This window comes from Massilia sp. IC2-476, assembly GCF_020707295.1.
Lineage (GTDB): Bacteria > Pseudomonadota > Gammaproteobacteria > Burkholderiales > Burkholderiaceae_D > Telluria.
The window spans coordinates 217,066-243,882 of record NZ_JAJFER010000006.1 but is presented as its reverse complement, the minus strand read 5'-3'; the positions used below and the strand labels follow the sequence as shown (position 1 = coordinate 243,882).

The following is a 26,817-nucleotide window of genomic DNA, read 5'->3' as shown; positions in this document are numbered from 1 at the left end:
GGCATGGATCTTGACCAGCCCCTCCCCGACACCGCCTGCTACTGTTCTTCGCTGCGCCAGGCGTCGCGCTACGTGACCTCGTTCTACGACCAGATGCTGTCCGGCTCCGGCCTGCGCGTGACCCAGTTCGCGATCCTGTCGCGGCTGCGCGCGCGCGCCGCCACCGTGACCCAGCTGGCGCAGAGCATGGTGATGGACCGCACCACGCTGGCGCGCAACCTGCAGCCGCTGGTGCGCGAACAGCTGGTGCAGATCACTCCGAGCGAGCAGGACCGGCGCGAGCGCGTGATCGCGCTCACCGACGCCGGCCGCGAGAAGGTCGAGGCCATCCTGCCAGCCTGGCGCCGCGCCCAGGCCAGGTTCGACCAGCAGTTCGGCGCGCAGCAGAGCGCCCAGCTGCTGGCCACCATGCGCGCAGTGGTCGACAGCGGCCTGCACGCCACCGGGGATGCCCCTGCCAATAGCGATGCGCATGGCGCCGACTGAGCCGGTGCCGGCCTTCCTGTCGAACGGCGGCGCCACCGGAGCCCGCATCCACGCCCAGGACTGGAGCGCGCATCCGCTCGGGCCGATCGCCGGCTGGCCGCCGGCGCTGCGCACGGTGCTGGGCGTGATCCTGGGCTCGTCCTTCCCCAGCTTCCTCGCCTGGGGCCCGCGGCTCGACCTGTTCCACAACGATGCCTACCTCCCGCTGCTCGGCAACAAGGCCGCCGACGCGCTCGGGCGGCCGCTGCCCGACGTCTGGAACGAGGTCTGGGATGCGATCGCTCCCTACGCACACCGGGTGCTCGGCGGCGAATCCTTCTTCTTCGAGAACTTCGCGACCACGCTGGAACGCCACGGCTACCGCGAGCAGGCCTGGTTCACGTTCTCCTACAGCCCAGTGCGCGACGACGCCGGCCTGGTCTGCGGCGTGCTGTGCACCGTGATGGAAGTGAGCGACAAGGTGCGCGCGGTGGCCCGCCACAAGGAAGCCGAGGAGCGTCTGGCGCTGTCGCTGGAAGCCTCCGGCAACATCGGCACCTGGGCCTACGACCTCGACACCGCCGCCACCTACGTCGACGAGCGTTTCGCCCGCCTGTTCCAGGTCGACGCCGCGCTGGCGCGCGAGGGCACGGAACTGGTGCGCTTCACCGACATGATCCACCCGGACGACCGTCCCGCCGTGCTGGAGGCGATCGACCGCGCGGTCATTACCGAGAGCCTGTACGACATCGAGTACCGGATCCCGCAGCGTTCCGGCGCCGACGTCTGGGTCAACGCGCGCGGCAAGGTGTTTGCCGACCCCGCGAGCGGCGCCCGCCGCTTCGCCGGAATCGCGGTCGACATCACCGAGCGCAAGCGCGCCGAGCAGGCCCGCATCGACAGCGAGCGCGAGGCCATCGCCGCATCCCTGCGCGCCGACGAAAGCGCGCGCCGCCTGGACGTGCTGCTCGACGCCGCGCCGGTCGGCATCGTCTATGCCGACACCGCCGGCCAGCTGCAGCTTGCCAACGCCTCGAACCGCCGCATCTGGGGTGCGCACCCGATGCCCGGCGCGGTGGACGAATACGCCGAGTGGAAAGGCTGGTGGCCGGCGGGCGCCGAGCGCGCAGGACAGCGCGTCCAGTCCTACGAGTGGCCGATCGCGCGCGTGCTGGGCGGCGAGGACCTGGTGGGCGGCGTGTTCGAGATCGAGCCCTTCGGCGCCCCCGACACGCGGCGCACGATCCTGGTGCGCGCGGCCGCCATCCGCGACCGCGCAGGAAACATGGTGGGCGCGGTGGCGGCCAACATGGACATCACCGCCCAGGTCGAGGCGGAACGGGCGATGCAGGAAAGCGAAGCCAAGTTCCGCCTGATCGCCGACGCCATCCCGCAGCTGGTGTGGTCGGCCGACGCCGGCGGCACCAACGACTACCTGAACGCACGCTGGACCGAGTTCACCGGCGTGCCGGCGGAACGCATCGCCGGCACCGGCTGGTCGGTCGTGATCCACCCCGACGACCTGGCGGCCCTGCTGGCCGCCTGGGACACCAGCCTCGCCACCGGCGCGCCCTACGAGATCGAGCACCGCCTGCTGCACCATTCGGGCGACTATCGCTGGATGCTGAACCGCGCACTCGTTTCGCGCGACGCCTCGGGCAAGGCCACGCGCTGGATGGGCACCCTGACCGACATTCACGACAAGAAGGCCGGCGAGGACGAGCTGCGCGCCCAGGCGCGCCGCAAGGACGAGTTCCTGGCGATGCTGGCGCACGAGCTTCGCAATCCGCTGGCGCCGATCAGCAACGCGGCCCAGCTGCTGGCGATGGCCACCCACGACCCGCAGCGCGTGCGCCAGTCGAGCGACGTGATCATCCGCCAGGTGCGCCACATGACCTCGCTGGTGGACGACCTGCTCGACGTCTCGCGGGTCACGCGCGGGCTGGTGGAACTGGAACGCGAACGGGTCGACATCAAGTCGGTCGTGGCCAGCGCGGTGGAACAGGCCCGCCCGCTGATCGAGGCGCGCGGCCATGCGCTCGACCAGCACCTGACGCCGGGACGCTGCTGGGTGGTCGGCGACCGCATCCGCCTGGTGCAGGTGATCGTCAATCTCCTTAACAACGCGGCCAAGTACACCGCCCAGGGCGGCTCGATTGCGCTGTCGGTGGACACCGGCGCCGCCGGCGTGACGATCGCGGTGCGCGACAACGGCATCGGCATCGGCCGCGCCATGCTGCCCCACGTATTCGAACTGTTCACCCAGGCCGAACGCACCCCCGACCGCTCGCAGGGCGGCCTGGGACTGGGCCTGGCGCTGGTCCAGAGCCTGGTGCAGCTGCACGGCGGCGGAGTCGCCGCCCACAGCGAAGGACTGGGCATGGGCAGCACCTTCACGGTCACCCTGCCGCTTGCCGGCGCCGATGCGCCCGGCGCGGCCGGCGCCGCCGGCGAAGCGCAGGCGGCGCTGCCAGTCGCCGCGCACGCCGGGCGCAGCATCCTGGTGGTCGACGACAACGTCGACGCCGCCCTGTCGCTGGCCGAGCTGCTGCGCTCGCTCGGGCACCGGGTCGCCGCCGTCCACGACGCCCACGCCGCGCTGGCCCGGGCCCAGGCCGACCGTCCCGACCTGTATATCCTCGACATCGGCCTGCCCGACATCGACGGCTACGCCCTGGCGCGCAGGCTGCGCGCAGACAGCGCCACGGCCGGCGCGACCCTGGTTGCCCTCACCGGCTACGGCCAGGCCCACGATCGCGTGCTGGCCAGGACCGCCGGCTTCGACCACCATTTCGTCAAGCCGGTCGACCTCGCCGCCCTCGCGCAAGTCATCGAACGCGCATCAGCATCCTGAACCGCATGAGCACCGAACGCCCTTCTTCCTACGTGGTTGGACTCGACCTGGTCCGCTTCGCCTGCACCCTGATGGTCTGCGTGTTCCACCTGAGCTGGCACAAGGCCGAGATGGTCACGGCCATGCCCTTCGGCTGGATCGGCGTCCAGGTCTTCTTCGTGATCTCGGGCGTCGTCATCGCCAATTCCGCGGCCCGGGCCAGCCCGCTGCAGTTCCTGAAAAGCCGCTTCCTGCGCCTGTATCCGGCAGCCTGGCTGGCGGCCGTGGTCAACTTCGGACTGCTGCTGTCGGTGCCCTTGACGGTGTTCGGCGCGGCCGGCGTGTGGGTCGACCCGACGCCCAGGGCCCTCTGGTATTCGCTGGTGTTGGGCGGCACCACCTTCCTCACCAGCGCCTACTGGACCCTTCCGATCGAGCTGGCTTTCTATGGACTGATCCTGCTGGCCATCTTCGGCGGCGGCGTGCGGCGCTTCCTGCCGGTGGCGCGTCTGCTGGTGCTGGCCAGCGTCCCCTACTGCATCCTGCTGAGCCGTTCGCTGGTCGCCGGTTTCGAACTGGGCTGGCTCGAGTTCGGCTACGGTCCGAAAAACATGTTCCTGCTGCGCCATGGGATCTATTTTGCAATCGGCATGTATTTCTGGCTCCTGAACAGCCAGCGCCGTCTCGCGCTCCTCGACCGCGTCCTGCTTGCCCTGGTGCTGCTGGGCGCAGGCCTGGAGATCTTCGCGCGCGCCATGCAGATCGTCGGCAGCTACGCCCCCGGCCCGGCGGGCCCCATGAGCGTCGGCTTCCTGGTCAGCGGCGCGCTGGCGATCTTCGCCGTGCTGGCCGCCATCATCTACCTGTCGCTGCGCCACGCCCGCGACTGGGTGCCGCGCCCCGCCGTCGCGCGCACGGTGCGCAGCCTTGGCTTGCTGACCTACCCGTTCTACCTGATCCACGAGATCCTGGGCGCGACCGTCCTGCATGCGGCCCAGCAGCGCGGACTCGGGCCGGCGGGCGCCCTGCTGGTGGCCTTACCGGTCATTGGCGCGACCGCCTGGCTGATCGCCATGCATGGCGAGCCGCTGCTGCGCCGCGCCATCGAGCGGCTGCTCGGCTGGCAAGGGCGTGCGACGAGGGCCACCCTGCCGCGCTAGCGCGGCTTGCCTTCACGCCTGGGGCGCCAGCCAGACCAGGTTCCACAGGTGGCCGTCCAGGTCTTCGAAGCCCTGGTCGACCATGAAGCCGTGGTCCTCGAGCGGATGGGGGATGCGCGCGCCGGCGGCGGCCGCTTTTGCGATCAGGCTGTCCAGCTCTTCGCAGCTTTCGCAGCTCAGGCAGATGATGACCTCGTTCGCCGCCAGTGCCTGCACGACCGGCTTGTTGGTGAACGACCGGAAGAAATCCTCGGTCATCAGCATGACCTGGACGCAGTCCTCCACGGCGACCATGAAGGCCGCGCTCTCGCTGCTGTATTGCGGATCGAGCCGGAAGCCGAGTGCGGAAAAGAAGTCGCGGGACTTGTTCAGGTCCCTGACGGGCAGGTTGAAGATGATCTGCTTGTTCATGCGGTCCTCGTGTCGTGTGAAAGGGATGATGGCTGCTGCATCCCCACGACGAACGAGCGCTCGCGGATTCGACACGCGCCGGTCAGCTCAAGCTCGGTCCCGTGCCGGCCTCGCGGGCAACCGGGCCAGCAATGCGTCGATCTCGTCCAGGCCCGCCGGCTTGGTCAGGTGGGCGTCGAAGCCGGCCGCGTGTGCCTCGGCGCGGTCGTGCTCCGCGCCCCAGCCGGTATGGGCGGCCAGCAGCGCCCGGTCCAGGTGGGCCAGCTTGCGCACCTCGCGCGCCAGTTCGTAGCCGGACAGGCCCGGCATGCCGACGTCGAGGATCAGGAGCTCGAAGGCCTGCTGTTGCGCCAGCGCCAGCGCGGCGCGCCCGTCATGCGCCAGCGTCACCCCATGCCCGCGCGCGCTCAGCACGGCGGCCAGCATGGTCGCGGCGTCGACGTTGTCGTCCGCGACCAGGATGCGCAGGCCGGCCGCACCCAGCTGCGGCGCCTCGGCCGCCGGCGCCGCCGGAGCGGCGTGCGGCTGCGCCGCCAGCGGCAGGCGCAGGGTGAAGGTGCTGCCCTGCCCAACCCCGGCGCTGTCGGCGACGATCGAACCGCCATGCATCTGCACCAGGCTGCGCACCAGCGCCAGGCCGATACCCAGCCCGCCCTGGGCACGGCCGATGTTCTGCGACACCTGGCTGAACATGTCGAACACGCTCTCCAGCGCGTCCGGCGGGATGCCCATGCCGGTATCGCGCACCGCGACCACGACCTCGGCGCCTTCCACCCGGCCTGACAAGCTCACCACGCCGCCCGGCGGCGTGTACTTGCAGGCATTGGTGAGCAGGTTGGTCAGGACCTGGGCCAGCCGGGTCGGGTCGGCGTCGAGCCACACCGTCTCGTCCGGCACCGCCACTTCCAGGCGGTGCCCAGCCGCTTCCATGATCGGCATCATGCCTTCGACGGCAATGGTGACGACCTGGTGCAGGGTCACCTGCTCCCGCTTGAGCTCGATCTTGCCGCTGTCGATGCGGGCGATGTCCATCAGGTCGTCGATCAGGTGCACCATCTGGCGCAGCTGGCGGTCCATCATCGTGCGCGCGCGCGCCAGGGCCTGCGGGCTGCTGCCCGGCAGCTGCATCAGGTCCAGGCCGGTGCGCAGCGGCGCCAGCGGGTTGCGCAGCTCGTGCGCCAGGGTGGCCAGGAAGCGGGTCTTGCGGTCGTTGGCGTCGCCCAGTTCCACGGTGGCCCGGCGCAGCCTTTCCTCGGCCAGCTTGCGCTCGGTGATGTTGCGGCTCACCGTGGCATAGCCTTCCGGCTGGCCATGCTGGTCGCGGATCACGTAGACCGTGTAGATCATCCAGATCGCTTCGCCGCTGCGGAAGTGGCGCATGCGCAGCTCGGTCTCGCTGTGGCCGTCGGACGCGACGCGCGGCAGGAAGGTGTTGGCGATGAAGTCGCGGTCTTCCGGGAAGAAGAATTCGGGCACGGGCGTGGCCAGCGCTTCTTCCAGCGAGGCCGCGCCGACGATGCGCACCGCGGCCGGGTTCAGGAAGAAGGGCTTCAGGTCGAGGCCGGCCATGCCGATGAAATCCTCGCTGCGTTCGGCCAGGGTGACGAAGCGCTGACGCTCGAGTTCGGTCTGGCGGCGGTCGTGGATGTCGCTGGTGGTGCCGACCCATTCGCGGATGGCGCCGTCCTGGCCGACGATCGGCACCGCGCGCGCCACCGTCCAGCGGTAGCGTCCGTTGCCGGTACGCAGGCGCTGTTCGGACTCGTAGGGACGGCGTTCGGCGACGCACTGGCGCCAGTGCGCGAGCGAAGCGGCGCGGTCGTCCGGATGGATGGCGTCGACCCAGCCGAAGTCCTTCCACTCCTCGTAGCTCTGGCCGGTATAGGCGCGCCAGGTCGGGGAGTCCGCTTCCATGGCGCCGTCTGGACCGCAGTGCCAGACCACCTGGGTGGTGGCGACGATCAGCGAACGGAAGCGCTCCTCGTTCTCGCGGATCGACTGTTCCGACTGCAGGCGTTCGGTGATGTCGCGGGTGGTGCCGGCCACGGCCTCGACTTCGCCGTCGGGGCCGATGACGGGTACGAAAATGTACTCGTACATGCGGCGCCCGAAGCTGCCGTTGAAGGGCACCACGCCCTTGATCGGCGCGCGGGTGGCCCTGACCTGGTCGATCTCGCGCCCGTGCATCTCGGCGTGCCAGGGTTCGTAGCCGAGCTCCAGGCAGTTCTTGCCGATCGACTCCTCCCAGCTGCGGCCCCACATCTTCAGGAGCACTTCGTTGGCATAGGTGAAGCGGTGCTCCAGGTCGAACACATAGGCCAGGTCGGGCGTATTGGACAGGAAGGTCTCGTACAGGCGGCGGCGCTGCTCGGACTGGCGCCCGAGCTCCTCCAGCTCGCGTTCGGTCTCGCGCTGCTGGGTGATGTCGCGGTACAGCACCGCGACCCCGTCGTCATACGGGTAGGCGTGCACGCTGAACCAGCGCGTCTGCCCATTGCGCCCGTACGCCAACGGCATGCTGGCGGCGACGCGCTCGCGCATCACGCGCTGGTACAGCAGGCCGGCCTGCTGCTGCTCCGAGCCGGGCCAGGCATCCCAGTGGGTGCGTCCGACGATCTCGCCCGCGGGCCGCCCTTCCATGGCGAGGCCGACGGCGTTGATCTGGAGCACGCGGAAATCGCGGTCCATCAGCACGAAGCCATCCTGCAGGGTCTGCAGGATGTGGTGGCTGCGCTCCTGTTCCAGGTTCAGCCGGGCTTGGGCGCGCTCGCGCTCGACCAGCGGCCCGATCTGGCGCGTGCAGATGTCGGTGAGCTGGGTCTCGCGCTCGTCCGGTACGCGGCGCTCGCCGAAATAGACGCTGATGACGCCCAGCGCCCGGCCGTCGTTGCCGAAGAAGGGTGTGCTGTACAAGGCCTTGATTCCTTCGTCGCACGCGAAACCGCGGTAGGCGGCATACAGCGGATCGGTGGCGGTATCGGCCACCACCACGCGCCGCCCGTCGCGGAAGGCGGTGCCGCAGGCGCCGGCGCCGGAAGGCACGCAGGCAAGCGCCGCCAGGCCCGCCGCGCTGACGCCCTGGCTGGCCTGGACACGCAGGCCGCCTGCGCCTTCGTCGAACAGCGCGATGGCGCCCTGGCGGCAGCCGTGCAGGCTGGTGACGGTGCGCAGCACGATGTCAAACTGCGCGGCCAGCGTGCGCACGTCCAGCAGGCGCTCGGTCATCGCATGCAGCTGCTGCCAGTCGTCGAGCTGGCGCTCGATCTGGTGTTCGGAGACGGCCAGCGCCACGTCGCTGCGCATCTTGGCCGCCGCCAGCTCGGCCTGGGCGCGGCGGCGCTGCGCCACCTCTTCTTCGAGCGAGCGGTTCAGTTCCTGCAGGGCGATGCGGTTGCGGTGCTCTTCGGTGACGTCGTTGCAGATGACCAGTACGCCGCGCACGCCCAGTTCGTCCTCGATCGGGCTGAAACCATAGGTCCACCAGGCGTCGGCCAGCACACCCTTGCGCAGCAAGGGCACCAGCTGGTGCTCGTTCCAGGTGGCGCCGCCACCGCGCATCACCTGTTCGATCTGCGGTCCGATTGTCGGCCAGGCTTCCTCCCAGCATTCCTTCCCGCGCTGGCCCAGGGCGGACGGATGGCGCCGCTCGTCCAGCGTGGCCCGGTAGGCATCGTTGTAGAACTGGACCAGTTCCGGTCCCCACCAGATGAACATCGGGTGGTGCGAGCCGAGGAGCAGCCGCAGCGTGTTCTGGAGCGCGGCCGGCCACAGTGCGGGCGCGCCCAGCGCCGTGCTGGCCCAGTCGTGGGCGCGCATGAGGGCGCCCATCTCGCCGCCGCCGGCGAGGAATGCTGCCGGGGTGGACATCGGTTTGTCGCAATCGGCAGCTAGCATGGCAGCGCGGAGTCTGGTTGAGGTCGGCGGACAGTATAGCCCACCGGGAAGTTTCGTGACTTGTTTCGGTGATAACAGGAAATGAATGTTTCGCCCGTTACGGTTTGGAACAATTTCGAATCGTGCATACGCTCAGCCGCCATTAGGATTTGTTCATGAACTTCAGTTTTTCAACTCCATCCAGCGGCGCGTGCCTGGTCAAGCTTTGGGCCAGCGGGCGCTACGGCTTCTCGCTGCCGAAGAAGGTCGAGATCACGGGACCGGAAGGCGGCACCTCCACCTTCCTCTACCACAGCCGGAAAGTCGGACTGTCGGCCGAACTCACCAACCGAACGATTGTCAGAATCGCGATCGCCCAGTATCTGGCGGGCGATGCCGACTTCAGCGCCGAGGGGCGGGAGATCGACGACACGGTGGCGCCCTTCAGCGGCACCCTGACCCAGATCAGGCCCTTCGCCCCGCCCCCGCCGCCGCCACGGGTAAGGCCTTCGCGCATCATGCCGCGCGCGGGGTCCGGCAACGCAGCCTGCGCCACGGAGGCGGCATGACAACATCACGGAAGACGAGGTAGACGCAATGCGCATCACGTTCACACCCGGCCAGGTCGCCATGCTCATCGGCAGGGCCGAGCGGCAACTGGAACAGATCGTTGCCGACTCGATACGCGAGCCCGGCAACGGACGCAACATCACCCGGGCCGGGCAGCACACGCTGCACGAGACGGTCGTTACCCTGATCCGCCTGTACCGCGAACAGGTGCCGGGCGGCGCCCCGGCCGCCACCCGCATCGCGCGCGCCTATGCCAAGGGCGCCGACGCCCAGACTGGGGTGCCTACCCTGGCCTGCGTGCGCACCATCCTGACGGTGATGCGCGACGCACAGGAGCTTGTTGCGGCGCCGCCACCGGATGCCCAGCAGCCTGCGGCGGACATGACAATCAGATAGATTTCCGGCGGTTCAGCGCGCTACACTTCCTCGTCCATATCACACACGAGGGAGAAAGCATGCGCGCATTCTTGAACTTGTGCAGTCTACTGGTGACAGCCCTGGCGCCGCTGGCGGCAACCGCAGCCGTGCCCGACGGCTGCGGACCGCTGAACGACCCCGAGGGGCTGGCGCGCAGTGCGCGCATCATCCTGGTCGGCGAGATCCACGGCACCCGCGAGTATCCGGCGCTGGCCGCGCGCCTTGCCTGCGCGGCGCTGGACGGCGGCCGGCCGGTGACGCTGGCGCTCGAGATCCCGCAGGACCAGCAAGCGCGGCTGGATGCCTACATGGCCTCAAGCGGCGGCGACAGCGCGCGCGCCGTTCTCACCTCCGGCTCGCGCTTCTGGGAAAGAGTGCGCGACGGGCGCTCGAGCATGGCGGTGCTGGCCCTGATCGAACAGGCGCGGCGCTGGCGCGAACACGGCCTGCCGGTCGGACTGATCGCGATCGACAAGCCGCGGGGCGCACCCGGCACCCGCGACGAGCACATGGCCGCACGCGTACGCCACGCTTCGACGGCGGCGCCGGAACTGGTCGTGATCGCCCTGACTGGCAACATGCACAACCGCCTGGCGCCGCCCTCGCCATCCGAGATGGCAGGCATGCCGATGCGCATCGACACGCCGATGGGCGTGCTGCTGCGCGACCTCGGCCCGGCCACGATCGGCAATCTCTTGAGCCGCGGCGCCTCCTTCAGCTGCATGCCCGACTGCCGGGTGCATGGCGAAGACGAAGCCGGCCCCGCGCTGGCGGTCCCGGTCATCGCGCGTGCACCCCAGCGCGGCGGGGCCTACACCCACGTGGTCGAGCTCGGGCATACCAGCGCTTCCCTGCCTGCGCTCGCAGCCACTCCTAGGCAGCCTGGCCCTTGATCCCGTCCTGGCGTGCGCGGGTGCTGCCGCCCACGCCCACCGCGGTGGCGATCGCCAGCGCCTGGAACAGCGCCACGCCGGCGAACACCCAGCCGGGACGTCCGGCGTCCATCACCAGGCCGAACAGCAAGGGTCCGATCGCCAGCCCGCTGTCCAGGCCCGAATACACCACGCCATACACGCGCCCGGTCGCGCCCTGCGGCGCCGCGGCGCGGATCATCAGGTCGCGCGAGGGACCGGCCACGCCCGAGCACAGGCCGATCAGGCCCATCAGCGGCAATGCCATCCATGCCGGGCCGGCGCCCGCGGCCAGCACCAGCGCCAGCAGTGCCGCCAACGTGAAAGCGAGCGCGACGGTCCGGTCGTGCTGCTTCGAGCGGGCGCCGAGGAAGCCGCCCGCCACCATGCCAAGCGCCGAGGCCAGCATATAGGCGGTGTAGGAGCTGGTCGCCAGCGCATGCGAGATTCCGTAGAGCGCTTCCAGGCTGATCGTGGCGAAGCTCTGGATCGCGCCCAGCGCCACCGCGGTGAGCAGGAAGAAGCCGAAGCACAGCCAGACCGCGCGCAGCTTGAGAAAAGCGAGCGTGCCGCCCTGCGCGCCGGCAGCCTGGCCCACGCGCGGGTCTGGATACAGCACGCCGCGGTTCAGCACCAGGAGGGCCAGCACCGCCAACGGCAGCGCGGCCGCCCACAGCAGCGCGGCGCGCCAGCCCTGGGCTGCTGCGATCGTGGTGAGGAAAATCGGTGCAGCTGCCCAGCCGATGTTGCCGCTGATGCCGTGCACCGAGAAGCCGTGGGCCAGCCGCTCGCGCGAGACACGCTGGTTGAGCAGGGTGTAGTCGGCCGGGTGGAACACGGCATTGCCGCAGCCGGCCAGCAGTGCGCCCAACGCCAGTCCCGCATAGCTGGCGGCGCCGGACAGCACCAGCGCCGACACGCCGAGCATCGCAATGCCGGAAAACAGTACGGCGCGCGCGCCGAAGCGGTCGACCACGAAGCCGGCCAGGGCCTGGCCCACGCCCGAGACCACGAAAAACACCGTCATCAGCAGGCCGAGTTCCGTGTAGCTGAGGCCGAAGGCGGGCTTGAGCCAGGGGATCAGGGCCGCCAGGATCAGGTGGTAGAAGTGCGAGGTGCCGTGCGCCAGGCCGACCAGGCCGATCACGCGCGCGTCGCGCTTGAAGCTGTTGTTCTCTGCGTCCATCCCGCCGTCCTTGTCGAAAAGGCCAGTGTAAGCAAAGTCGCGCCGTCCGATTTAAGATAGGGCGTCAAGATTTGTCGAGAACCTGCCATGCAAAGCATTCGCGCCATCCTGCCGCCGACCCAGGGCCCGGGCCCGACCGGCGAACGCCCGGTCAGCCTGTGGTCGCGCGAACTGCCGGCCGACGTCTCGGTCGGCGCCCACAGCCACGAGTGGGGCCAGTTGACCTACACCCATAATGGCATGATGCGCGTCAGCGCAGAAGGCAGCAGCTGGATCGTGCCGCCCCAGCGCGCGATCTGGATCGCACCGCATGTGGTGCACGAAGTCACGATGCTGGAAGCGGCCTGTCTCAGCCCCCTGCGCATCCACGCCTCGCGCAATCCCTTCGGGGGCGAGCACTGCCGCGTGGTGGAAGTGAGCAGCCTGCTGCGCGAGCTGATCGCGGCCCTCGAAGTGGGCGAGCAGCCGCGCGAAGCCGGCCGCGCCGCCCTGCTGGGGGAACTGATCCTGGACGAGCTGGCGCGCGCGCCCTCGCGCCCGATCCGGGTGCCGCTGCCGATGGACAAGCGCCTGCGCAGCCTGTGCGAAGCCCTGATCGACGCGCCGAGCGACACCCGCAAGCTGGCCGACTGGGCCAAGGAGGCCGGCGCCTCCGAGCGCACGCTGGCGCGCCTGTTCGAGCGCGAGCTAGGGATGGGCTTCGGCCAGTGGCGTCAGCAGGTGCGCCTGGCGCATGGCGCCTCGCTGATCGCGCGCGGCCTGCCGCTGTGGCAGGTGGCGCAGCAGCTCGGCTACGCCAGCCAGTCCGCCTTCACCGCCATGTTCAGGAAGACCTTCGGCAGCACGCCTTCGGGCTTTTTCGCCGGCGAGAAGACGCGCAGCTAGAAACTGATCACGAAGCGCGCGCCGCTGCCGACCGGGCGCGCGTAGCGCACCGTGCCGCCGTTCTCGTGCACCAGGTGGCGCACCATGGCCAGGCCGATGCCGCCGCCCTGCTTCTTCGTCGTGAAGAAAGGCGTGAAGATATGCGCCACCAGTTCCGGCGGCACGCCCGGGCCTTCGTCCGCCACCTCGATGCGCAGCCGCCCGCCGCGCACCAGGCGCGCGCTGACCTGGGCACGCGCCCCGTCCACGGCGGCACTGGCCTCAAAGGCATTCTTGAGCAGGTTGATCAGGGCCTGTTCCAGCTGGCCCGGGTCGACCACCAGTTCCAGCGTGGCCGGCTCCACCGAGAACCGGACTTCTCCGCCGCGTGCGCGCCAGAGCGGCGCCACCAGCGCCCGCACGCGCTCGAACAGGGCGCTCACCTGGATCCGTTCCGGACGCGCGGTCGGCACGTTCGACAGGCTGCGGTAGCTCGCTACGAAATCGGCCAGGCTGTCGGCGCGGCGGCTGATGGCGTCCAGCGCGGTGACCAGGTCGTGTCCGATGTCGGGCGGCAGCGCGGGCCGGCAGTCTTCCAGCATGTCGCGCGCGGTGCGCGACAGCGAGGCCACCGGCGTCAGCGAATTCATGATTTCATGGGTCAGCACGTGCACCAGCTGGCGCCAGGCGTTCAGGGCTTCGGCCTCCAGCTCGCTCTCGACCGGCATCAGGGCCGCGAGGCGCTGCGCACTGTCCTGCAAGGACAGCGTCGACAGCGCCAGCAGCGCGCGCTCGACGCCGCGCTCGGTATCGAACTGAATGATGCTGCGCTGCTCCCCCGGCTGCGCGGCCAGCTGGCGGTACAGCGCCTGCGGGTCGCTGGCCCGGCCCGGCGCCACCAGCTTGCGCGCGTTGCCGTTCAGGGGCTTGACCACGCCCTCCCCGCCTGCGCCCTCGATGCGGAACAGCGCGATCGGCGCGTGTTCCAGGCTGGTCTCCAGCGCCAGCGCGCTGTCGACCAGATGCTGCTGTTCGATGCTGAGGACCGCCTTCGCCTCCGGCGGTTTCGGATGGCGCAGCATCGCCAGCCGGGTGAGCAGGCCCCACGCGGTCCACAGCAGCGGCAGCGCCGCCAGGCCGCACAGGACCACCAGGCGCGGCGAGCCGCTCACCATGCCGGCCCCGAATGCGAGGCTTGCCACGCCCGCCATGCACAGCAGGACGGCCGCCTTGAGCCGCGCCTCAGATGCCATGCTTGCCCAGCTTGCGGTACAGCGCGGCCCGCGACAGGCCCAGCATGCGCGCCGCCAGGCTGATATTGCCCTTGGCCTTGTCGAGGGCGGCGGCGATGGTCTCGCGCTCGAGCGCCCCGAGGCTGAACTCTTCGGCGGCCGCGGCAGGCTGCGCCGGCGGCGCGGCCGGCGCCGGGGCGCCCAGGCCGAAGTCGTCGAAACGGTATTCGGGCTGCCCGGCCAGGATGGCCGCCCGCTCGCAGGCGTGGCGCAGCGCCCGCACGTTGCCCGGCCAGGGCCAGGCGCACAGCTGCTCGAGCGCGCTGGGCGCCAGCTCGCGCACCGGGCGCCCGTACTGCTGTTCGTACAGCGACAGGTAGTGGTGCAGCAGCTGCGGGATGTCGTCCTGCCGCTCGCGCAGCGGCGGCACCCGCAGCACGATCGTATTCAGGCGAAACAGCAGGTCGGGCCGGAATACGGACGGATCGAACAGGCGCGCTTCATCGAGGTTGGTGGCGCTGACGACGCGCACGTCGATCGCTTCCGCGCGGTCGGCGCCGAGCGGAGTCACTTCGCGCCGTTCCAGCGCGGTGAGCAGCTTGGCCTGGGCGCCGAGCGGCATGTTGCCGATCTCGTCGAGGAACAGGCTGCCGCCGCGCGCGGCCTGGAAGCGCCCCGGACGGTCGCTGCGCGCGTCGGTGAAGGAGCCGCGCCGGTGGCCGAACAGTTCGCTCTCGAAGGTACTTTCCGGCAGCGCGCCCATGTCCACCGCCAGGAAGGTGCCGTCGGCGCGCCTGGAGGCCGCGTGGATCGCGCGCGCCACCAGTTCCTTGCCGACGCCGTTCTCGCCCAGCACCATCACATTGGCCTCGGTCGGCGCCACCGCGGCGATCATCGCGCGCAGCTCGCGCATCGGGGTTGACTCTCCCATCAGCGTCGACGCCACCGCACCGGCGGGAGCGGCCGCCCTGCGCGCCAGTGCGCCCTCGACCGCGGCCACCAGGCGCGCATTGTCCCAGGGCTTGGTGATGAAGTCGCTCGCGCCGCGCTTGAGCGCTTCGACGGCGAGCGGGATGTCGGCATAGGCGGTGAGTGCGATCACGCTCGGGGCCCGTGGCTGGGCGCGCAGCCGGTCGAGCACCGCGAGCCCCTCGGCGCCGTCGATGCGCCCCGGGGTGAAGTTCAGGTCCAGCAGCACCAGGTCCGGCGTTTCGGTTTGCAGGAGCCCGTCCAGAGCGCGCGGGTCGAACAACGTCGCAACCCGCCCATAGCGCCGGCGCAGCAGCATCTGCGCGGCGCAGGCGACGTCCTCGTCGTCGTCGAGGATCAGGATGGATGCGGTCGATGGGGACATGCGCGGCTTGCCAGGATGAGAACAAGGGCATTCTAGCAGCGCCACATGGCGGCGGATACGTCCTGCGGACGGTCCGGCGGACACCTGTCCGCATACGAACATGCATACCTGTCCGGATCCGGACAGTTTCGCCGGACAAGCCGTCCGCAAGGGGCGAAAAGGTGGTGGCACGGAAGTTGCGACAACAGCGTGCAAACCCGTATCCACCCTAGCAAAGCAAAACAAGCCTCATGGACAGACTCCCTCCACAAGCCGTGACCGGCGCCGCCATGGACGCGGTGGTGCCGAAACGCCGCAGCCGCCTCTACCTGCGCACCGGCGCTGCCGCCGCACTCCTGCTGGCCCTTGGCGCCGGCGCCTGGCATTTCATGCCGCATGGCCTGCAGGTGGCAAGCGCCGACGTGCGCGTGGCCGCCGCTGCCGACGGCATCTTCCGCGACGACATCGTGGTGCGCGCCAGCGCGCAGCCGCTCAACTCCATCATGCTCGACTCGGTCGAATCCGGCCGCGTCGAGGAAGTGCTGGTCGAGGACGGCCAGAGCGTGAGCAAGGGCCAGCTGCTGTTCCGCCTGTCCAACCCGCAGCGCAACCTGGCCCTGCTGGAACGCCAGGCCGAGCACGCGCAGCAGATCTCCAACCTGGCCAACCTGCGCGTGGCCCAGGAAGCCGGCCGCAGCGAGCACCGGCGGCGCTACTCGACCCTGCAGTTCGACGTGCAGCAGGCCGAAAAGCAGCATGCCCGCAATGTCCGCCTGGCCCAGCAGGGCTTCATCTCGGCCGTCGCGCTGGAAGAATCCGCGGACAAGCTGGCGCAGCAGCGCCGCGCGCTGGAGGACGAGCGGCGCAGCATCGACACCGAGGAAGGGGTGCGCCAGCGCGGCCTGCAGCAGATGGAAACCGCGATCGACGGACTGCAGTCCGGCCTGCAGCTGGTCAGCGCCACCGTCGACGCGCTCGCCGTGCGCGCGCCCAGCGACGGCATGCTGACCGACTTTCGCCTGCAGGTGGGCCAGACCGTGCAGCCCAACCAGAACATCGGCCGCATCGACGACCCGAAGCGTTTCAAGCTGAAGGTCGAGATCGACGAGTTCTACCTGAGCCGCGTCACGCGCGGCCTGCAGGGGAGCGTGACGCAGGATGGCAAGGCTTATCCGCTCAAGGTCAGCGCCGTGTTCCCGCAGATCCGCGAAGGCCGCTTCACCGCCGAGATGGTGTTCACCGGCGACCAGCCGGCCGTGATCAGCCCGGGCCAGAGCCTGGACGCGCAGCTGACCCTGGGCCAGGCGGCCAGGGCCCTGCTGCTGCCGGTCGGCGCGTTTGTCAACGATACCGGCGGCGCCTGGGTCTTCGTGGTCGACAAGGCCAGCGGCCGCGCGGAAAAACGCGCGGTGCGCCTCGGCCGCCGCAACAACAGCCAGGTCGAGGTCCTGTCGGGTCTGGCCCCCGGCGAGCAGGTCATCATCTCCAGCTACGGACCGTTCGGCAAGGCCGAGCAGCTCCAGCTGAACTAAACTGAAATAAACAAGAAAGGAAGCAGCATGCTGAAACTCAGGGGTGTCTCCAAGATCCACCAGGCGGGCGAAGTCCAAACCCGCGCCCTCGACCGCGTCGACCTCGACATCGCGGCCGGCGAATACGTCGCCATTACCGGGCCTTCGGGCTGCGGCAAGTCCACCCTGCTCTCCGTGCTCGGACTGCTCGACGTGCCGAACGAAGGCGAATACTTCTTCGAAGGCCAGAACGTGGCCGGCTGGAGCGAGGCGCGCCTGAACGCGCTGCGGCGCGGACGCGTGGGCTTCATCTTCCAGAGCTTCAACCTGATCGAGGAACTGAGCGTGTACGAGAACGTCGAGCTGGCCCTGGAATACACGGGCGCCCCGGCCGCGGAGCGTCGCCGCAAGGTGGACGCGATGCTCGAGCGCCTGGGGGTGGCGCACAGGGCGCGCCACCGTCCTTCGCAGCTGTCGGGCGGCCAGCAGCAGCGCGTGGCGATCGCACGCGCCCTGGTGGCCGAGCCGGCGATGTTGCTGGCCGACGAACCGACCGGCAACCTGGATACCGCCCACGGCGACGAGGTGATGCGCCTGCTGCGCAACATCAATGCCGAGGGCACGACGGTGGTCATGGTGACCCACTCGCCGGCGCACGCGGCCCAGGCTTCGCGCACCCTGCACCTGGTGGACGGCCGCGTGGTGGTCGACGCCCTGCAGGCAGCATGAGGAGCCATCGATGATCCTGCGCGACGCTTTTCGTGACTTCCGCATCGGCTGGCGCCTGCTGGTCAAGGAACCCGGCTACTCGGCCGTCGTGGTGCTGGGGCTGGCCGTCGGCTTTGCGGCCTGTTTCCTGCTGCTCGGCTACGTGGCCCACTCGCTCTCCTACGACCGCCATATCCCTGAGCGCGACCGCATCTATCGCCTGATGCAGAAGTGGAATATTTCCAGCGGCAGCGGCAACTGGGGCGATGCCGCCAGCCTGCCCGCGCGCGACGCCATCGTTGCCAGCGGCACGCCACTGCTGGCCAGCAGCTTCATCGAGAGCAGCATCGACGTACGGGTCGGCGCCGAGATACGCAGCATCAGCCTCACGGTCGTCGATCCGGATTTCCGCCAGATCTTCAACCCGACGGTGCTGGCCGGCGACCTGGCCGAGGCGCTGGCGCGTCCGGATACGCTGGCCCTGACCCGCGACACCGCGACCCAGCTGTTCGCGAGCACGGACGTCGTCGGCAAGACCGTGCTGGTCGCGGGGCAGCCCTACCGCATCGCCGCAGTGCTGGAAAACCAGCCTGCCGCCACCACCCTGCCCTACGCCGCGCTGGCCGGCAGCAGGACCGCGATCTGGAAGCAGGAATACCGCGAGCTTGTGACCACCAACTGGGGCTCGTCGCACGGCGGCGTCTACGTCAAGCTGCTGCCGGGCGGGAGCGCCCAGGCCGCCCTCGATGCGCTACGCCGCAGCATGCGGGCCTCGAGCTTCATCCAGCGCATGAGCCCCGAACAGGTAGCCTCGCTCAACGGTCGCGACCTGATCGAATTCCGTCTCGGGTCCCTCGCCGACGCCTATCTCGACCCGCTGATCAAGGAACAGTCCCCGACCCACGGCGACCGCCGCACCATCTTCGGCCTGGCCGCGGTCGGGGTGCTGATCCTGGTGCTGGCCGCTACCAACTACGTCAACCTGGCCACCGTGCGCACCGTCCGGCGCCAGCGCGAGATCGCGGTGCGCAAGGTGCTCGGCGCCGGCACCGGGGCGCTCAGCCGCCACTTCCTGGCGGAGTCGGTACTGGTCTGCCTGGTCGCGACCGCGATCGGCCTGCTGCTGGCCTGGCTGTTGCTGCCGGTCTTCTCCGACCTGGTGCAGCGCGAACTGGACCGCATGTTCACCCCGCTGTCGCTCGGCCTGAGCATGCTGCTGGGAGTCGGGCTCGGCGTACTGGCCGGCGCCTACCCGGCCTGGTCCGCAATCGCGGTACGCCCCACCGCGGCGCTGGCCGGCCGCGGCAACAGCGAGACCGTGGGCGGGCTGCGCCTGCGCCGTGTCCTCACCGTCCTGCAGTTCGCCACCGCGATGGGCCTGACCGGCCTGACCCTGGCGGTGGCCTGGCAGACCCGCCACGCCAGCAGCCTCGATCCCGGCTTCGACGCGGCGCCGCTGCTGATCGTGCCCACCGACGACGACATGCGCAGCCCCAATGTGCGCGCCTTCCGCGACGCCCTGGCGCGCATCCCGGGCGTGAGCGGCGTGGCCGTCAGCGACGCGCCGGTGACGGTCAATCGCAACAGCACCGCGCTCCAGCGCGCCGGCGGCAGCCCGATCGAGATCAACGTCTTCTGGGTGAGTCCGGAGTTCTTCCAGGTCTACGGCCTGAAGCCGGTCGCGGGCCGGCTATACGACCCGGCGCGCGACCGGCCGCAGGACGAGAACAAGATCGTCATCAACGAGTCGGGCGCACGCAAGTTCGGCTTCGCCAGCCCCCGCGACGCGGTCGGCAAGTTCATCAGCTCGCCGATCGTCTCGGGCGATGGCGAGCCGCCAATGCAGGTGGTGGGTGTGCTGCCGGATATCCGCCACCGTTCGGCACGCGCCCAGATGCAGCCCACCGTCTACTACCTCGGCGAACGCACCGGGACCTTCACGGTACGCAGCGCAGGCGAGCAGAAGCCGGTGCAGCAAGCGATCGAAGCGCTATGGCCGCGCTACTTCCCGAATGAGGTCCTGGAGGTGCAGCGCATGGCCTCCCTGTATGCGCTCAACTACGCGGACGACCTGCGCCTGGCCAAGCTGCTGGCGGCATCGAGCGTGATCGCCACCGCCATCGCCGCCTTCGGCATCTACGTGCTGGCGGCCTACAGCGTGCAGCGCAAGGCGCGCGAAATCGTGCTGCGCAAGCTGTACGGCGCCGGCCGGGCCGCCATCGGGCGCCTGGTCGCGCGCGAGTTCGTGGCGCTGATCGGCATCGGCGCCCTGCTCGGACTGCCGGTCGCCTTCGTCGCGGTGCAGCGCTACCTGGCCGGCTTCACCGAGCGGGCGCCGGTGGGCGCCTGGACCCTGGCGGCGGCCCTGGTCGTGGCTGCCCTGGTGGCAATGGGCTCGACCGTGCGCCATGCGGTGGCGGCGATGCAGATCCGTCCGGCGCAGGCCCTGCGCGAATAGCGTCGACCATACGGGGGCGCCGCACCGGCGCCCCCATCCTGCAAGATCATGCAGTTCATGCAATTCCTTTCGGCATTCTGCCACGCCGGCCCTCCCGCTTCCCTCCTTCTTGATTTGACGATTTCGATTGCTACGATATGTTTCCTAACGGGAATTTAACGTCAGCCCAGTCGCAAATACGATTCCCTACGGCAAATTCAATACTTTCCGCGTTGCATAACACTTACAAGTTCAACAATTCTCTTGATAAAAGATAATTATCATGAGAATATCACGGCTCACATGGTGCAAAAAGGAAACATGCGTTGCTAGGGGAGCAACATTGGCATCATGCGAACACTGATCCAATAACGAAAACAAGGGAAAAACATGAAAAGCGTTGTGAAACACCTGGTCCTGGCGAGCGCGCCACTCCTGCTCCTCATCGGCGACGCGGCAGCCGAAACCTGCGGCGGCCGTTTCGGCCCCTGCCAGGTGCCGGAGCCGAGCACCCCTGCCCTGTTCCTCGGCGCCCTCGGCGTGATCGCCCTGGTCGCCAAGATCCGCAAGAAGTAAGCGGACTGCGATGCGCGCCCTCCGGCGCGCATCGCCCTTTTCCCGAAAGAGTGAACCCGGCGCTGGCCTGCGAGGGCCCGCATGGGCACCTGTTTGCCAAAATTATTGTCAAGGACGACCATGTCAGCCACGCCGAGCGTCATCACCTTCGTTGCAGAATACGGAAACCCCGACCACTACTGGCTGGTCGGCCTCTACATCAAGGGCGTCACCCCGCTCAATCCGGGCGCGCCAAGCGGCGGCACCCTGTATGACCCGTGGTGCCTGGTGCGCGACATCTCGCTGCCGATCGAAGCGACCTACACCGCCAACATCTACTCGTCCTACGAATTGGCGAACCTGCAGGCGGTGCCGGGCCTGGCGAACCGGATCCAGCTGCAGAACCTCGACAATATCAACTGGCTGCTGAACAACTACAAGCGCCTGAACGCCACCGACGGCGACGTCCAGGGCGCGATCTGGAAGCTCATGGGCAGCAACCCGATCAGCAACTATGTCGGCCCGCAGAGCGCCGCCAACATCGACGCCCTGGTGGCCCAGGCGCTGCAGCACGACGGCTACGTGCCGGGCATCGGCGACACCATCGGCGTGGTCGTCGACCCGATGGCGGCCGGCACCCATTTCCAGCCGCTGATCGTCGAGATGAAGGCCGCCTCGCTGGGCGACCGCGTCTGGCACGACGTCAACGCCAACGGCATCCAGGACGCGGGCGAAGAAGGCATTGCCGGCGCCACCGTGAAGCTGGTGCGCGACCAGAACCTGGACGGCGACTTCGACGACGCCGGCGAACAGCTGGGCACCACCACGACCGACGCCGGCGGCAACTACGTGTTCAAGGGCCTCACCCCGAGCCTGAACTACCAGGTCAGCTTCTCGCTGCCCGCCGGCTACGACCGCGTCAGCCCGCGCCAGGCCGATGGCAGCCCCGCCTCCAACGCGAACAGCGACGCCGCGCTGTCCAGCGTGGTGGTGCTGGCGCCGGGCGAAAACAACACCAGCATCGACGCCGGCTTCTTCAAGAGCGCCAGCCTGGGCGACCGTGTCTGGCTCGACGCCAATGCCAACGGCCAGCAGGATGCGGGCGAAACCGGCGTCGGCGACGTGAAGGTGACCCTGCTCGGCGGCGGCCTCGATGGCAAGCTGTCGACAAGCGCCGACAACACCACCGTCAGCACCACCACCGACGCCAACGGCAACTACGCGTTCAGCGGCCTGACACCGGGCGTGGAATACCAGGTCCGGTTCGAGAAACCGGCCGGCAGCGTCTTCACGCGCCAGGACAGCGGCGTAGACAGCAGCGACTCGGACGCCGACGCGCAGGGCCTGAGCCAGGTCGTCACCCTCGCATCGGGCGAGAACAACACGAGCATCGACGCCGGCATCTATGCGCCGGCCAGCCTGGGCGACCGCGTCTGGCTCGATACCAACGGCAACGGACGCCAGGATGCGGGCGAGGCGGGCGTGGCGGGTGCGAAAGTCACCCTGGTCGGCGGCGGCCTCGATGGCCTGCTCGCGACCACGGGCGACAACACCAGTGTCGATACCGTTACCGACGCCAACGGCAACTACAAGTTCGACGGCCTCACGCCAGGCGCGGAATACCAGGTGAAATTCAGCGCCCCGGACGGCCGCGTGTTCACCCGCGCCGACATCGGCGACGACAGCCTCGACAGCGATGCCGGCCTTGATGGCCTGTCCCAGGTCGTCAAGCTTGCATCGGGCGAGAACAACAGCACCATCGACGCCGGCGTGTATGCGCCGGCCAGCCTGGGCGACCGTGTCTGGCTCGACGCGAACGCCAACGGCCGGCAGGATGCCGGCGAAACCAGCCTCGCCAACGTCAGGCTGACCCTGCACGGCGGCGGCGCCGACGGCCTGCTGTCGACCGCGGGCGACAACACCACGGCGACCACCAGCACCGACGCCGACGGCCGCTACGCCTTTACCGGCCTGGCCCCCGGCGTCGAATACCAGATCGCGTTCGATATGCCGGCCGGTAGCATCCTGACCCGCCGCGACGCCGGCGACGACGAAGCGGATTCCGATGCCGACGGCGCCAACACCAGCCAGGTCGTGGTGCTCGCATCGGGCGAAATCAACAAGAGCATCGACGGCGGCGTCTACATGCCGGCCAGCCTCGGCGACCGCGTCTGGCACGACGCTAACGCCAACGGCCAGCAGGATGCGGGCGAAGGCGGGATCGGCGGCGTCAAGGTGACCCTGGTCGGCGGCGGCGCCGACGGGCAGCTGGCCACCACGGCCGACAATACCACCGTCGATACCCTGACCGACGCCGACGGCAAGTACCGCTTCGACGGCCTGGTGCCGGCGACCGAATACCAGGTGCAGTTCGGGACCCCGGACGGCATGCTCGCCACCAGGCAGGACGCCGGCAACGATGCCAGCGACTCGGACGCCGGCGGCAATGGCCTGAGCCAGGTCGTGAGCCTCGCATCGGGCGAGAACAACACCACCATCGACGCCGGCTTCTACCGCAGCGCCAGCCTGGGCGACCGCGTCTGGCTCGATGCCAACGGCAACGGCCAGCAGGACGATGGCGAAACCGGCGTCGCCGGCGCCAGGGTGAGCCTGATCGGCGGCGGCGCGGACGGCAAGATCGCCACCACCGCCGACAATACCAGCGTCGAGACCACGACCGACGCCAGCGGCCATTACCGGTTCGACGGCCTGACCCCGGGCGCCGAATACCAGGTGCAGTTCAGCGCCCCGGCCGGCAGCGTCTTCACCCGCGCCGACAGCGGCAACGACGCCAGCGATTCGGACGCCGGCAGCAATGGCCTGAGCCAGGTCCTCACCCTCGCCTCCGGCGAGAACAACACCACGATCGACGCGGGCCTTTATGCGCCGGCCAGCCTGGGCGACCGCGTCTGGCTCGACGCGAATGCCAACGGCCAGCAGGACAGCGGCGAACTGGGCGTGGCCGGCGTGAAGGTGAGCCTGATCGGCGGCGGCCTCGATGGCCTGCTCGCGACCACGGCCGACAACACGGTCGTGAGCACCACCACCGATGCCAGCGGCGCCTACAAGTTCGAAGGCCTGGCGCCAGGCATGGAATACCAGGTCAGGTTCGACAAGCCGACAGGCAGCATGTTCACCGCCCGCGACACGGGCAGCGATGCGTCCGACTCCGACGCCGGCGCCGACGGCCTGTCGCAGGTCCTCAAGCTCGGCTCGGGCGAACACAATGCGACCATCGATGCCGGCATTTACAACCCGGCCAGCCTGGGCAACCGTGTCTGGGTTGACGCCAACGCCAACGGCCAGCAGGATGCCGGCGAACTCGGCGTCGCCGGCGTGACCGTCACCCTGACGGGCGGCGGTCTCGATGGCGTGGTCGCGACCACGGCCGACAACACGGTCGTGACCACCACCACCGACGCCGGCGGCAACTACCTGTTCAAGGACCTGGCCCCGGGCACGCAGTACCAGGTCACCTTCGGCAAGCCGGCCGACATGCTGTTCACCAGGAAGGACGTGGGCAGCGACGCCGCCGATTCGGATGCGGACGCCGCCACCGGCAAGAGCCAGGTCGTCACCCTGGCATCGGGCGAATACAACGACAGCATCGACGCCGGCATCTACGCCACTGCCAGCCTGGGCGACCGCCTATGGGTCGATACCAATGCCAACGGCCTGCAGGACGACGGCGCCACCGGCCTGGCCGGCCAGACCATCACCCTGCTGGGCGGCGGCGCGGACGGGCTGCTGGCGACCACCGGCGACAACACCAGCGTCACCACGGTCACGGGTACCGACGGCGTCTACAACTTCAGCAACCTGACCCCGGGCGTGCAGTACCAGGTCAAGTTCAGCAAGCCGACCGGCCACGTCTACGCGACTGCCGATGCAGGCAGCAACGACGCGCTCGATTCGGACGCGAATGCGGCCACCGGCCTGTCGCAAGTCGTGACCCTGGCTTCCGGCGAAAACAACAGGACCATCGATGCGGGCGTGGTCAACGTCACCGGCGACCTGGCCATTACCAAGACCGATGGCCTCACCTGGGTGACGCCGGGCCAGACCATCACCTACAAGATCGTGGTCACCAACACCGGCACTGCGATCGCGGCCAACGCCGTGGTAACGGACGCGATCCCGTCGACCCTGACCAACGTCACCTGGACCAGCAGCGCGAGCTCCGGCGCCAGCGGCAACCAGCTGTCGGGCACCGGCAGCATCAACGACACGGTGACCCTGAACGGCGGCTCCAGCATCACCTACACCGTGACCGCCAAGGTCGCCTCGCTGGCAGCCCTGGAGACGGTGGCCGACTTCAGCACCCTCGCCACCAACGGCGCCGTCGGCAGCAGCAAGACCGTGAACGGCATCACCGCCGACGCGGCCTACATCGCGTCGGGCGTGATCGGCAGCGCCACCCTGTGGGGCCGCAATGCCGGCGACGACAAGGGCATCGGCGTGCTGTCGCGCTACGAGGATGCGGCCGGCGGCGAAGCCGTCACCGGTGTGAGCAACCAGAAGAACACCGACGTCATTCGCCTGGCCAAGGGCGATGACGCACAATGGAGCTCGCTGTGGGTGTCGAACCTGGATGCAAACGGTTCCGGCGGCGCCGAGATCGGCACCCTGTACTGGTCGGACAATCCGGTGCCTGACCTCGCCACCCTCACCACCAAGTTCAGCTTCAAGTACGGCGACTTCGGCGTGGGCGCGGAAAGCGGCGACATCCTGAGCCTGCGCCCGTCGAGCTTCAATGCCGACGCCAAGTACGTGTTCTTCGTCGCCGGCAGCAACCCGAACGGCAGCAACAACGACTTCCTGGTGTGGAAGGCCAGCACCGTGCCTGCGCAGGTGACGAACACGGCCAAGGTGGCGCCGCCCTCGAGCTTCGTCGACACCAACCCGAACAACAACAGTGCGACCGACATCGACGACATCAAGCTGCCCACCCCGGTGGCGGTCAAGCGCGGCTCGATCGGCGACACGGTGTGGGAAGACCTCGACTTCGACGGCATCCGCGACAGCAACGAAGCCGGTATCAAGGGCGTCACCGTGCGCCTGCTCGATTCGACCGGCAAGGTGCTCGAGACGGTGCTCACCGACAGCTACGGCAAGTACCTGTTCGATAACCTGAACGCGGGCAGCTACCGCATCGAGGTGGCCGAGCCGAGCGGCTACTTCGTCACCAAACAGAACCAGGGCACGAACGATGCCGTCGATTCCGACATCGACACCAGCGCCGGCCGGAGCGGCCTGATTACCCTCGACCAGGGCGAGAACGATCTGAGCTGGGATGCGGGCCTGTACCGCAAGGCTTCGCTGGGCGACAAGGTGTGGGAAGACAAGGACCACGACGACATCCAGGACACGGGCGAAGGCGGCATTGCCGGCGTGACGGTCCAGCTGTACACGGCCGCCGGCGCCCTGCTCGCGACCACCAAGACCAATAGCACCGGCAACTACAAGTTCAGCAACCTCGATCCGGGCACCTATTACCTGAAGTTCGACAAGAACGATGTCATCTACAACGGCATCAACATGGACAACTGGATGTGGGCGAGCAAGAACATCGGCAGCAACGATGCGATCGACTCGGACGTGAACGGCGACGGCGTCGCCAAGACCAACGTGACCCGCACCGACAACATCACCCTGAGCTCGGGCGAGAACGACATGAGCTGGGATGCGGCGATCACCCCGATCGTGATCGACCTGAACGGCGACGGCGTGCAGACCGTGGCGAGGGCAAGCTCGGACGCCAGCTTCGACCTGCTCGGCAACGGCCGCGCGATCGCCTCGGGCTGGCTGTCGGGTGAAGACGGCTTCCTGGCGGTCGACGCCAACGGCAACGGCACGATCGACGGCATCGCCGAACTGTTCGGCGGCGCAGCCAGGGGCGCCGGCTTCAGCCAGCTCGCCGCCTACGACAGCAACCGCGATGGCGTGGTGGACGCCCAGGACGCCGCCTTCGGCGACCTGCGCATCTGGCGCGACGCCAACGGCAGCCACAGCACCGATGCCGGCGAGCTGATGACGCTGGCGCAGGCGGGCGTGGTGTCGCTGAAGGTCTCCTACGTCGAACTGCCCTTCGTCGACGCCCAGGGCAACCTGCACCTCGAGCGCAGCAGCGCAACCTTGGCCTCCGGCGCCGTGGCCGACATGACCGACGTCTACTTCGCGATCGACGCCCGCGATGCACTGGACGGCGCGCCGACCCTGGCCGAGCTGCTGGACGGCCTGGAGCAGGATGCGGCGCTGCCGGTGGCCGTGGTAGGCCAGCCGCTGCCGGTGATGTAAGCCGCTTTGCGGCACAGCAAAGGCCGGGCGCCCAGGGTGCCCGGCCTTTTTCAT

17 protein-coding genes are annotated in these 26,817 nt (G+C 69.0%); 12 read left to right on the top strand and 5 right to left on the bottom strand.

Translation table 11 applies throughout. The annotated features are described in order from the left end of the window. The first annotated feature begins 3 nt into the window (after positions 1–3). The 3 genes from LK539_RS17225 to LK539_RS17215 are packed head-to-tail and all read left to right on the top strand — an operon-like array spanning position 4 to position 4,458. Positions 4–486, top strand: coding sequence for a MarR family winged helix-turn-helix transcriptional regulator (locus LK539_RS17225; protein ID WP_227802281.1), 483 nt, complete (start codon positions 4–6; stop codon positions 484–486). Further along, positions 473–3,319, top strand: a complete 2,847-nt coding sequence (locus tag LK539_RS17220) for a PAS domain S-box protein (RefSeq protein ID WP_227802280.1) — start codon at positions 473–475, stop codon at positions 3,317–3,319. The genes LK539_RS17225 and LK539_RS17220 overlap by 14 nt, the downstream gene beginning before the upstream one ends. 5 nt (positions 3,320–3,324) lie before the next feature. Further along, positions 3,325–4,458 (top strand): acyltransferase, encoded by a 1,134-nt coding sequence (locus tag LK539_RS17215; protein WP_227802279.1) that lies wholly within the window; start codon positions 3,325–3,327, stop codon positions 4,456–4,458. A gap of 12 nt (positions 4,459–4,470) precedes the next feature. Here the strand turns inward: LK539_RS17215 and LK539_RS17210 are convergent, their stop codons facing one another. Both LK539_RS17210 and LK539_RS17205 read right to left on the bottom strand, forming a co-directional pair. Continuing rightward, entirely contained in the window at positions 4,471–4,869 is a 399-nt protein-coding gene (locus tag LK539_RS17210) for a VOC family protein (protein WP_227802278.1), read from the bottom strand. A gap of 87 nt (positions 4,870–4,956) precedes the next feature. Further along, the gene (locus tag LK539_RS17205) at positions 4,957–8,763 is read right to left on the bottom strand and encodes a PAS domain-containing protein (RefSeq protein WP_227802277.1); all 3,807 of its coding nucleotides are present in this window, start codon (positions 8,761–8,763) and stop codon (positions 4,957–4,959) included. Between the two features lie 155 nt (positions 8,764–8,918). On the opposite strand from LK539_RS17205, the gene LK539_RS17200 reads away from it, so the two are divergent. The 3 genes from LK539_RS17200 to LK539_RS17190 are packed head-to-tail and all read left to right on the top strand — an operon-like array spanning position 8,919 to position 10,622. Next, positions 8,919–9,311 (top strand): hypothetical protein, encoded by a 393-nt coding sequence (locus tag LK539_RS17200; protein ID WP_227802276.1) that lies wholly within the window; start codon positions 8,919–8,921, stop codon positions 9,309–9,311. Between the two features lie 28 nt (positions 9,312–9,339). Beyond that, the gene (locus tag LK539_RS17195) at positions 9,340–9,708 is read left to right on the top strand and encodes a hypothetical protein (protein WP_227802275.1); all 369 of its coding nucleotides are present in this window, start codon (positions 9,340–9,342) and stop codon (positions 9,706–9,708) included. Between the two features lie 59 nt (positions 9,709–9,767). Further along, a complete protein-coding gene (locus LK539_RS17190) occupies positions 9,768–10,622 on the top strand; it encodes a hypothetical protein (protein ID WP_227802274.1) in 855 nt (284 codons plus the stop codon). Here LK539_RS17190 and LK539_RS17185 read toward each other — a convergent pair. Next, positions 10,603–11,826 carry an MFS transporter gene (locus LK539_RS17185; RefSeq protein ID WP_227802273.1) on the bottom strand — a complete coding sequence of 408 codons (1,224 nt, stop codon included), beginning with the start codon at positions 11,824–11,826 and terminating at the stop codon, positions 10,603–10,605. The genes LK539_RS17190 and LK539_RS17185 overlap by 20 nt on opposite strands. A gap of 87 nt (positions 11,827–11,913) precedes the next feature. Between LK539_RS17185 and LK539_RS17180 the strand changes: the two genes are divergently transcribed. After that, on the top strand, positions 11,914–12,711 hold the full coding sequence (locus LK539_RS17180; RefSeq protein ID WP_227802272.1) for a helix-turn-helix transcriptional regulator: 798 nt from the start codon (positions 11,914–11,916) through the stop codon (positions 12,709–12,711). On the opposite strand, the gene LK539_RS17175 is transcribed toward LK539_RS17180, so the two are convergent. Continuing rightward, positions 12,708–13,943, bottom strand: a complete 1,236-nt coding sequence (locus LK539_RS17175) for a PAS domain-containing sensor histidine kinase (RefSeq protein ID WP_227802271.1) — start codon at positions 13,941–13,943, stop codon at positions 12,708–12,710. The two genes, LK539_RS17180 and LK539_RS17175, sit on opposite strands and share 4 nt — an antisense overlap. Further along, positions 13,933–15,276 carry a sigma-54 dependent transcriptional regulator gene (locus LK539_RS17170; protein WP_227802270.1) on the bottom strand — a complete coding sequence of 448 codons (1,344 nt, stop codon included), beginning with the start codon at positions 15,274–15,276 and terminating at the stop codon, positions 13,933–13,935. Before LK539_RS17170 ends, LK539_RS17175 begins: the two co-directional genes overlap by 11 nt. Positions 15,277–15,506: 230 nt before the next feature. Here LK539_RS17170 and LK539_RS17165 point away from each other — a divergent pair, with 230 nt between their 5' ends. The 5 genes from LK539_RS17165 to LK539_RS17145 all read left to right on the top strand — a co-directional run bounded on the left by LK539_RS17165 (position 15,507) and on the right by LK539_RS17145 (position 26,763). After that, positions 15,507–16,787 carry an efflux RND transporter periplasmic adaptor subunit gene (locus LK539_RS17165; RefSeq protein ID WP_227802269.1) on the top strand — a complete coding sequence of 427 codons (1,281 nt, stop codon included), beginning with the start codon at positions 15,507–15,509 and terminating at the stop codon, positions 16,785–16,787. A 27-nt stretch (positions 16,788–16,814) separates the two neighbouring features. Then, positions 16,815–17,495 (top strand): ABC transporter ATP-binding protein, encoded by a 681-nt coding sequence (locus LK539_RS17160; protein ID WP_227802268.1) that lies wholly within the window; start codon positions 16,815–16,817, stop codon positions 17,493–17,495. A 10-nt stretch (positions 17,496–17,505) separates the two neighbouring features. Further along, positions 17,506–19,932, top strand: coding sequence for an ABC transporter permease (locus LK539_RS17155; RefSeq protein WP_227802267.1), 2,427 nt, complete (start codon positions 17,506–17,508; stop codon positions 19,930–19,932). 369 nt (positions 19,933–20,301) lie between these two features. After that, positions 20,302–20,487: a PEP-CTERM sorting domain-containing protein gene (locus tag LK539_RS17150; RefSeq protein WP_227802266.1), complete on the top strand. Its 186-nt coding sequence runs from the start codon at positions 20,302–20,304 to the stop codon at positions 20,485–20,487. Positions 20,488–20,607: 120 nt separating this feature from the next. Continuing rightward, positions 20,608–26,763 carry an SdrD B-like domain-containing protein gene (locus tag LK539_RS17145; RefSeq protein WP_227802265.1) on the top strand — a complete coding sequence of 2,052 codons (6,156 nt, stop codon included), beginning with the start codon at positions 20,608–20,610 and terminating at the stop codon, positions 26,761–26,763. The last annotated feature ends 54 nt before the right edge of the window (positions 26,764–26,817 follow it).

What these genes read in the sequence shown, in the direction of transcription:
- LK539_RS17225 (WP_227802281.1), top strand. Translation starts at nt 4, where the DNA reads ATGGATCTTGACCAGCCCCTCCCCGACACCGCCTGCTACTGTTCTTCG.
- LK539_RS17220 (WP_227802280.1), top strand. Translation starts at nt 473, where the DNA reads ATGGCGCCGACTGAGCCGGTGCCGGCCTTCCTGTCGAACGGCGGCGCC.
- LK539_RS17215 (WP_227802279.1), top strand. Translation starts at nt 3,325, where the DNA reads ATGAGCACCGAACGCCCTTCTTCCTACGTGGTTGGACTCGACCTGGTC.
- LK539_RS17210 (WP_227802278.1), bottom strand. Translation starts at nt 4,869, where the DNA reads ATGAACAAGCAGATCATCTTCAACCTGCCCGTCAGGGACCTGAACAAG.
- LK539_RS17205 (WP_227802277.1), bottom strand. Translation starts at nt 8,763, where the DNA reads ATGCTAGCTGCCGATTGCGACAAACCGATGTCCACCCCGGCAGCATTC.
- LK539_RS17200 (WP_227802276.1), top strand. Translation starts at nt 8,919, where the DNA reads ATGAACTTCAGTTTTTCAACTCCATCCAGCGGCGCGTGCCTGGTCAAG.
- LK539_RS17195 (WP_227802275.1), top strand. Translation starts at nt 9,340, where the DNA reads ATGCGCATCACGTTCACACCCGGCCAGGTCGCCATGCTCATCGGCAGG.
- LK539_RS17190 (WP_227802274.1), top strand. Translation starts at nt 9,768, where the DNA reads ATGCGCGCATTCTTGAACTTGTGCAGTCTACTGGTGACAGCCCTGGCG.
- LK539_RS17185 (WP_227802273.1), bottom strand. Translation starts at nt 11,826, where the DNA reads ATGGACGCAGAGAACAACAGCTTCAAGCGCGACGCGCGCGTGATCGGC.
- LK539_RS17180 (WP_227802272.1), top strand. Translation starts at nt 11,914, where the DNA reads ATGCAAAGCATTCGCGCCATCCTGCCGCCGACCCAGGGCCCGGGCCCG.
- LK539_RS17175 (WP_227802271.1), bottom strand. Translation starts at nt 13,943, where the DNA reads ATGGCATCTGAGGCGCGGCTCAAGGCGGCCGTCCTGCTGTGCATGGCG.
- LK539_RS17170 (WP_227802270.1), bottom strand. Translation starts at nt 15,276, where the DNA reads ATGTCCCCATCGACCGCATCCATCCTGATCCTCGACGACGACGAGGAC.
- LK539_RS17165 (WP_227802269.1), top strand. Translation starts at nt 15,507, where the DNA reads ATGGACAGACTCCCTCCACAAGCCGTGACCGGCGCCGCCATGGACGCG.
- LK539_RS17160 (WP_227802268.1), top strand. Translation starts at nt 16,815, where the DNA reads ATGCTGAAACTCAGGGGTGTCTCCAAGATCCACCAGGCGGGCGAAGTC.
- LK539_RS17155 (WP_227802267.1), top strand. Translation starts at nt 17,506, where the DNA reads ATGATCCTGCGCGACGCTTTTCGTGACTTCCGCATCGGCTGGCGCCTG.
- LK539_RS17150 (WP_227802266.1), top strand. Translation starts at nt 20,302, where the DNA reads ATGAAAAGCGTTGTGAAACACCTGGTCCTGGCGAGCGCGCCACTCCTG.
- LK539_RS17145 (WP_227802265.1), top strand. Translation starts at nt 20,608, where the DNA reads ATGTCAGCCACGCCGAGCGTCATCACCTTCGTTGCAGAATACGGAAAC.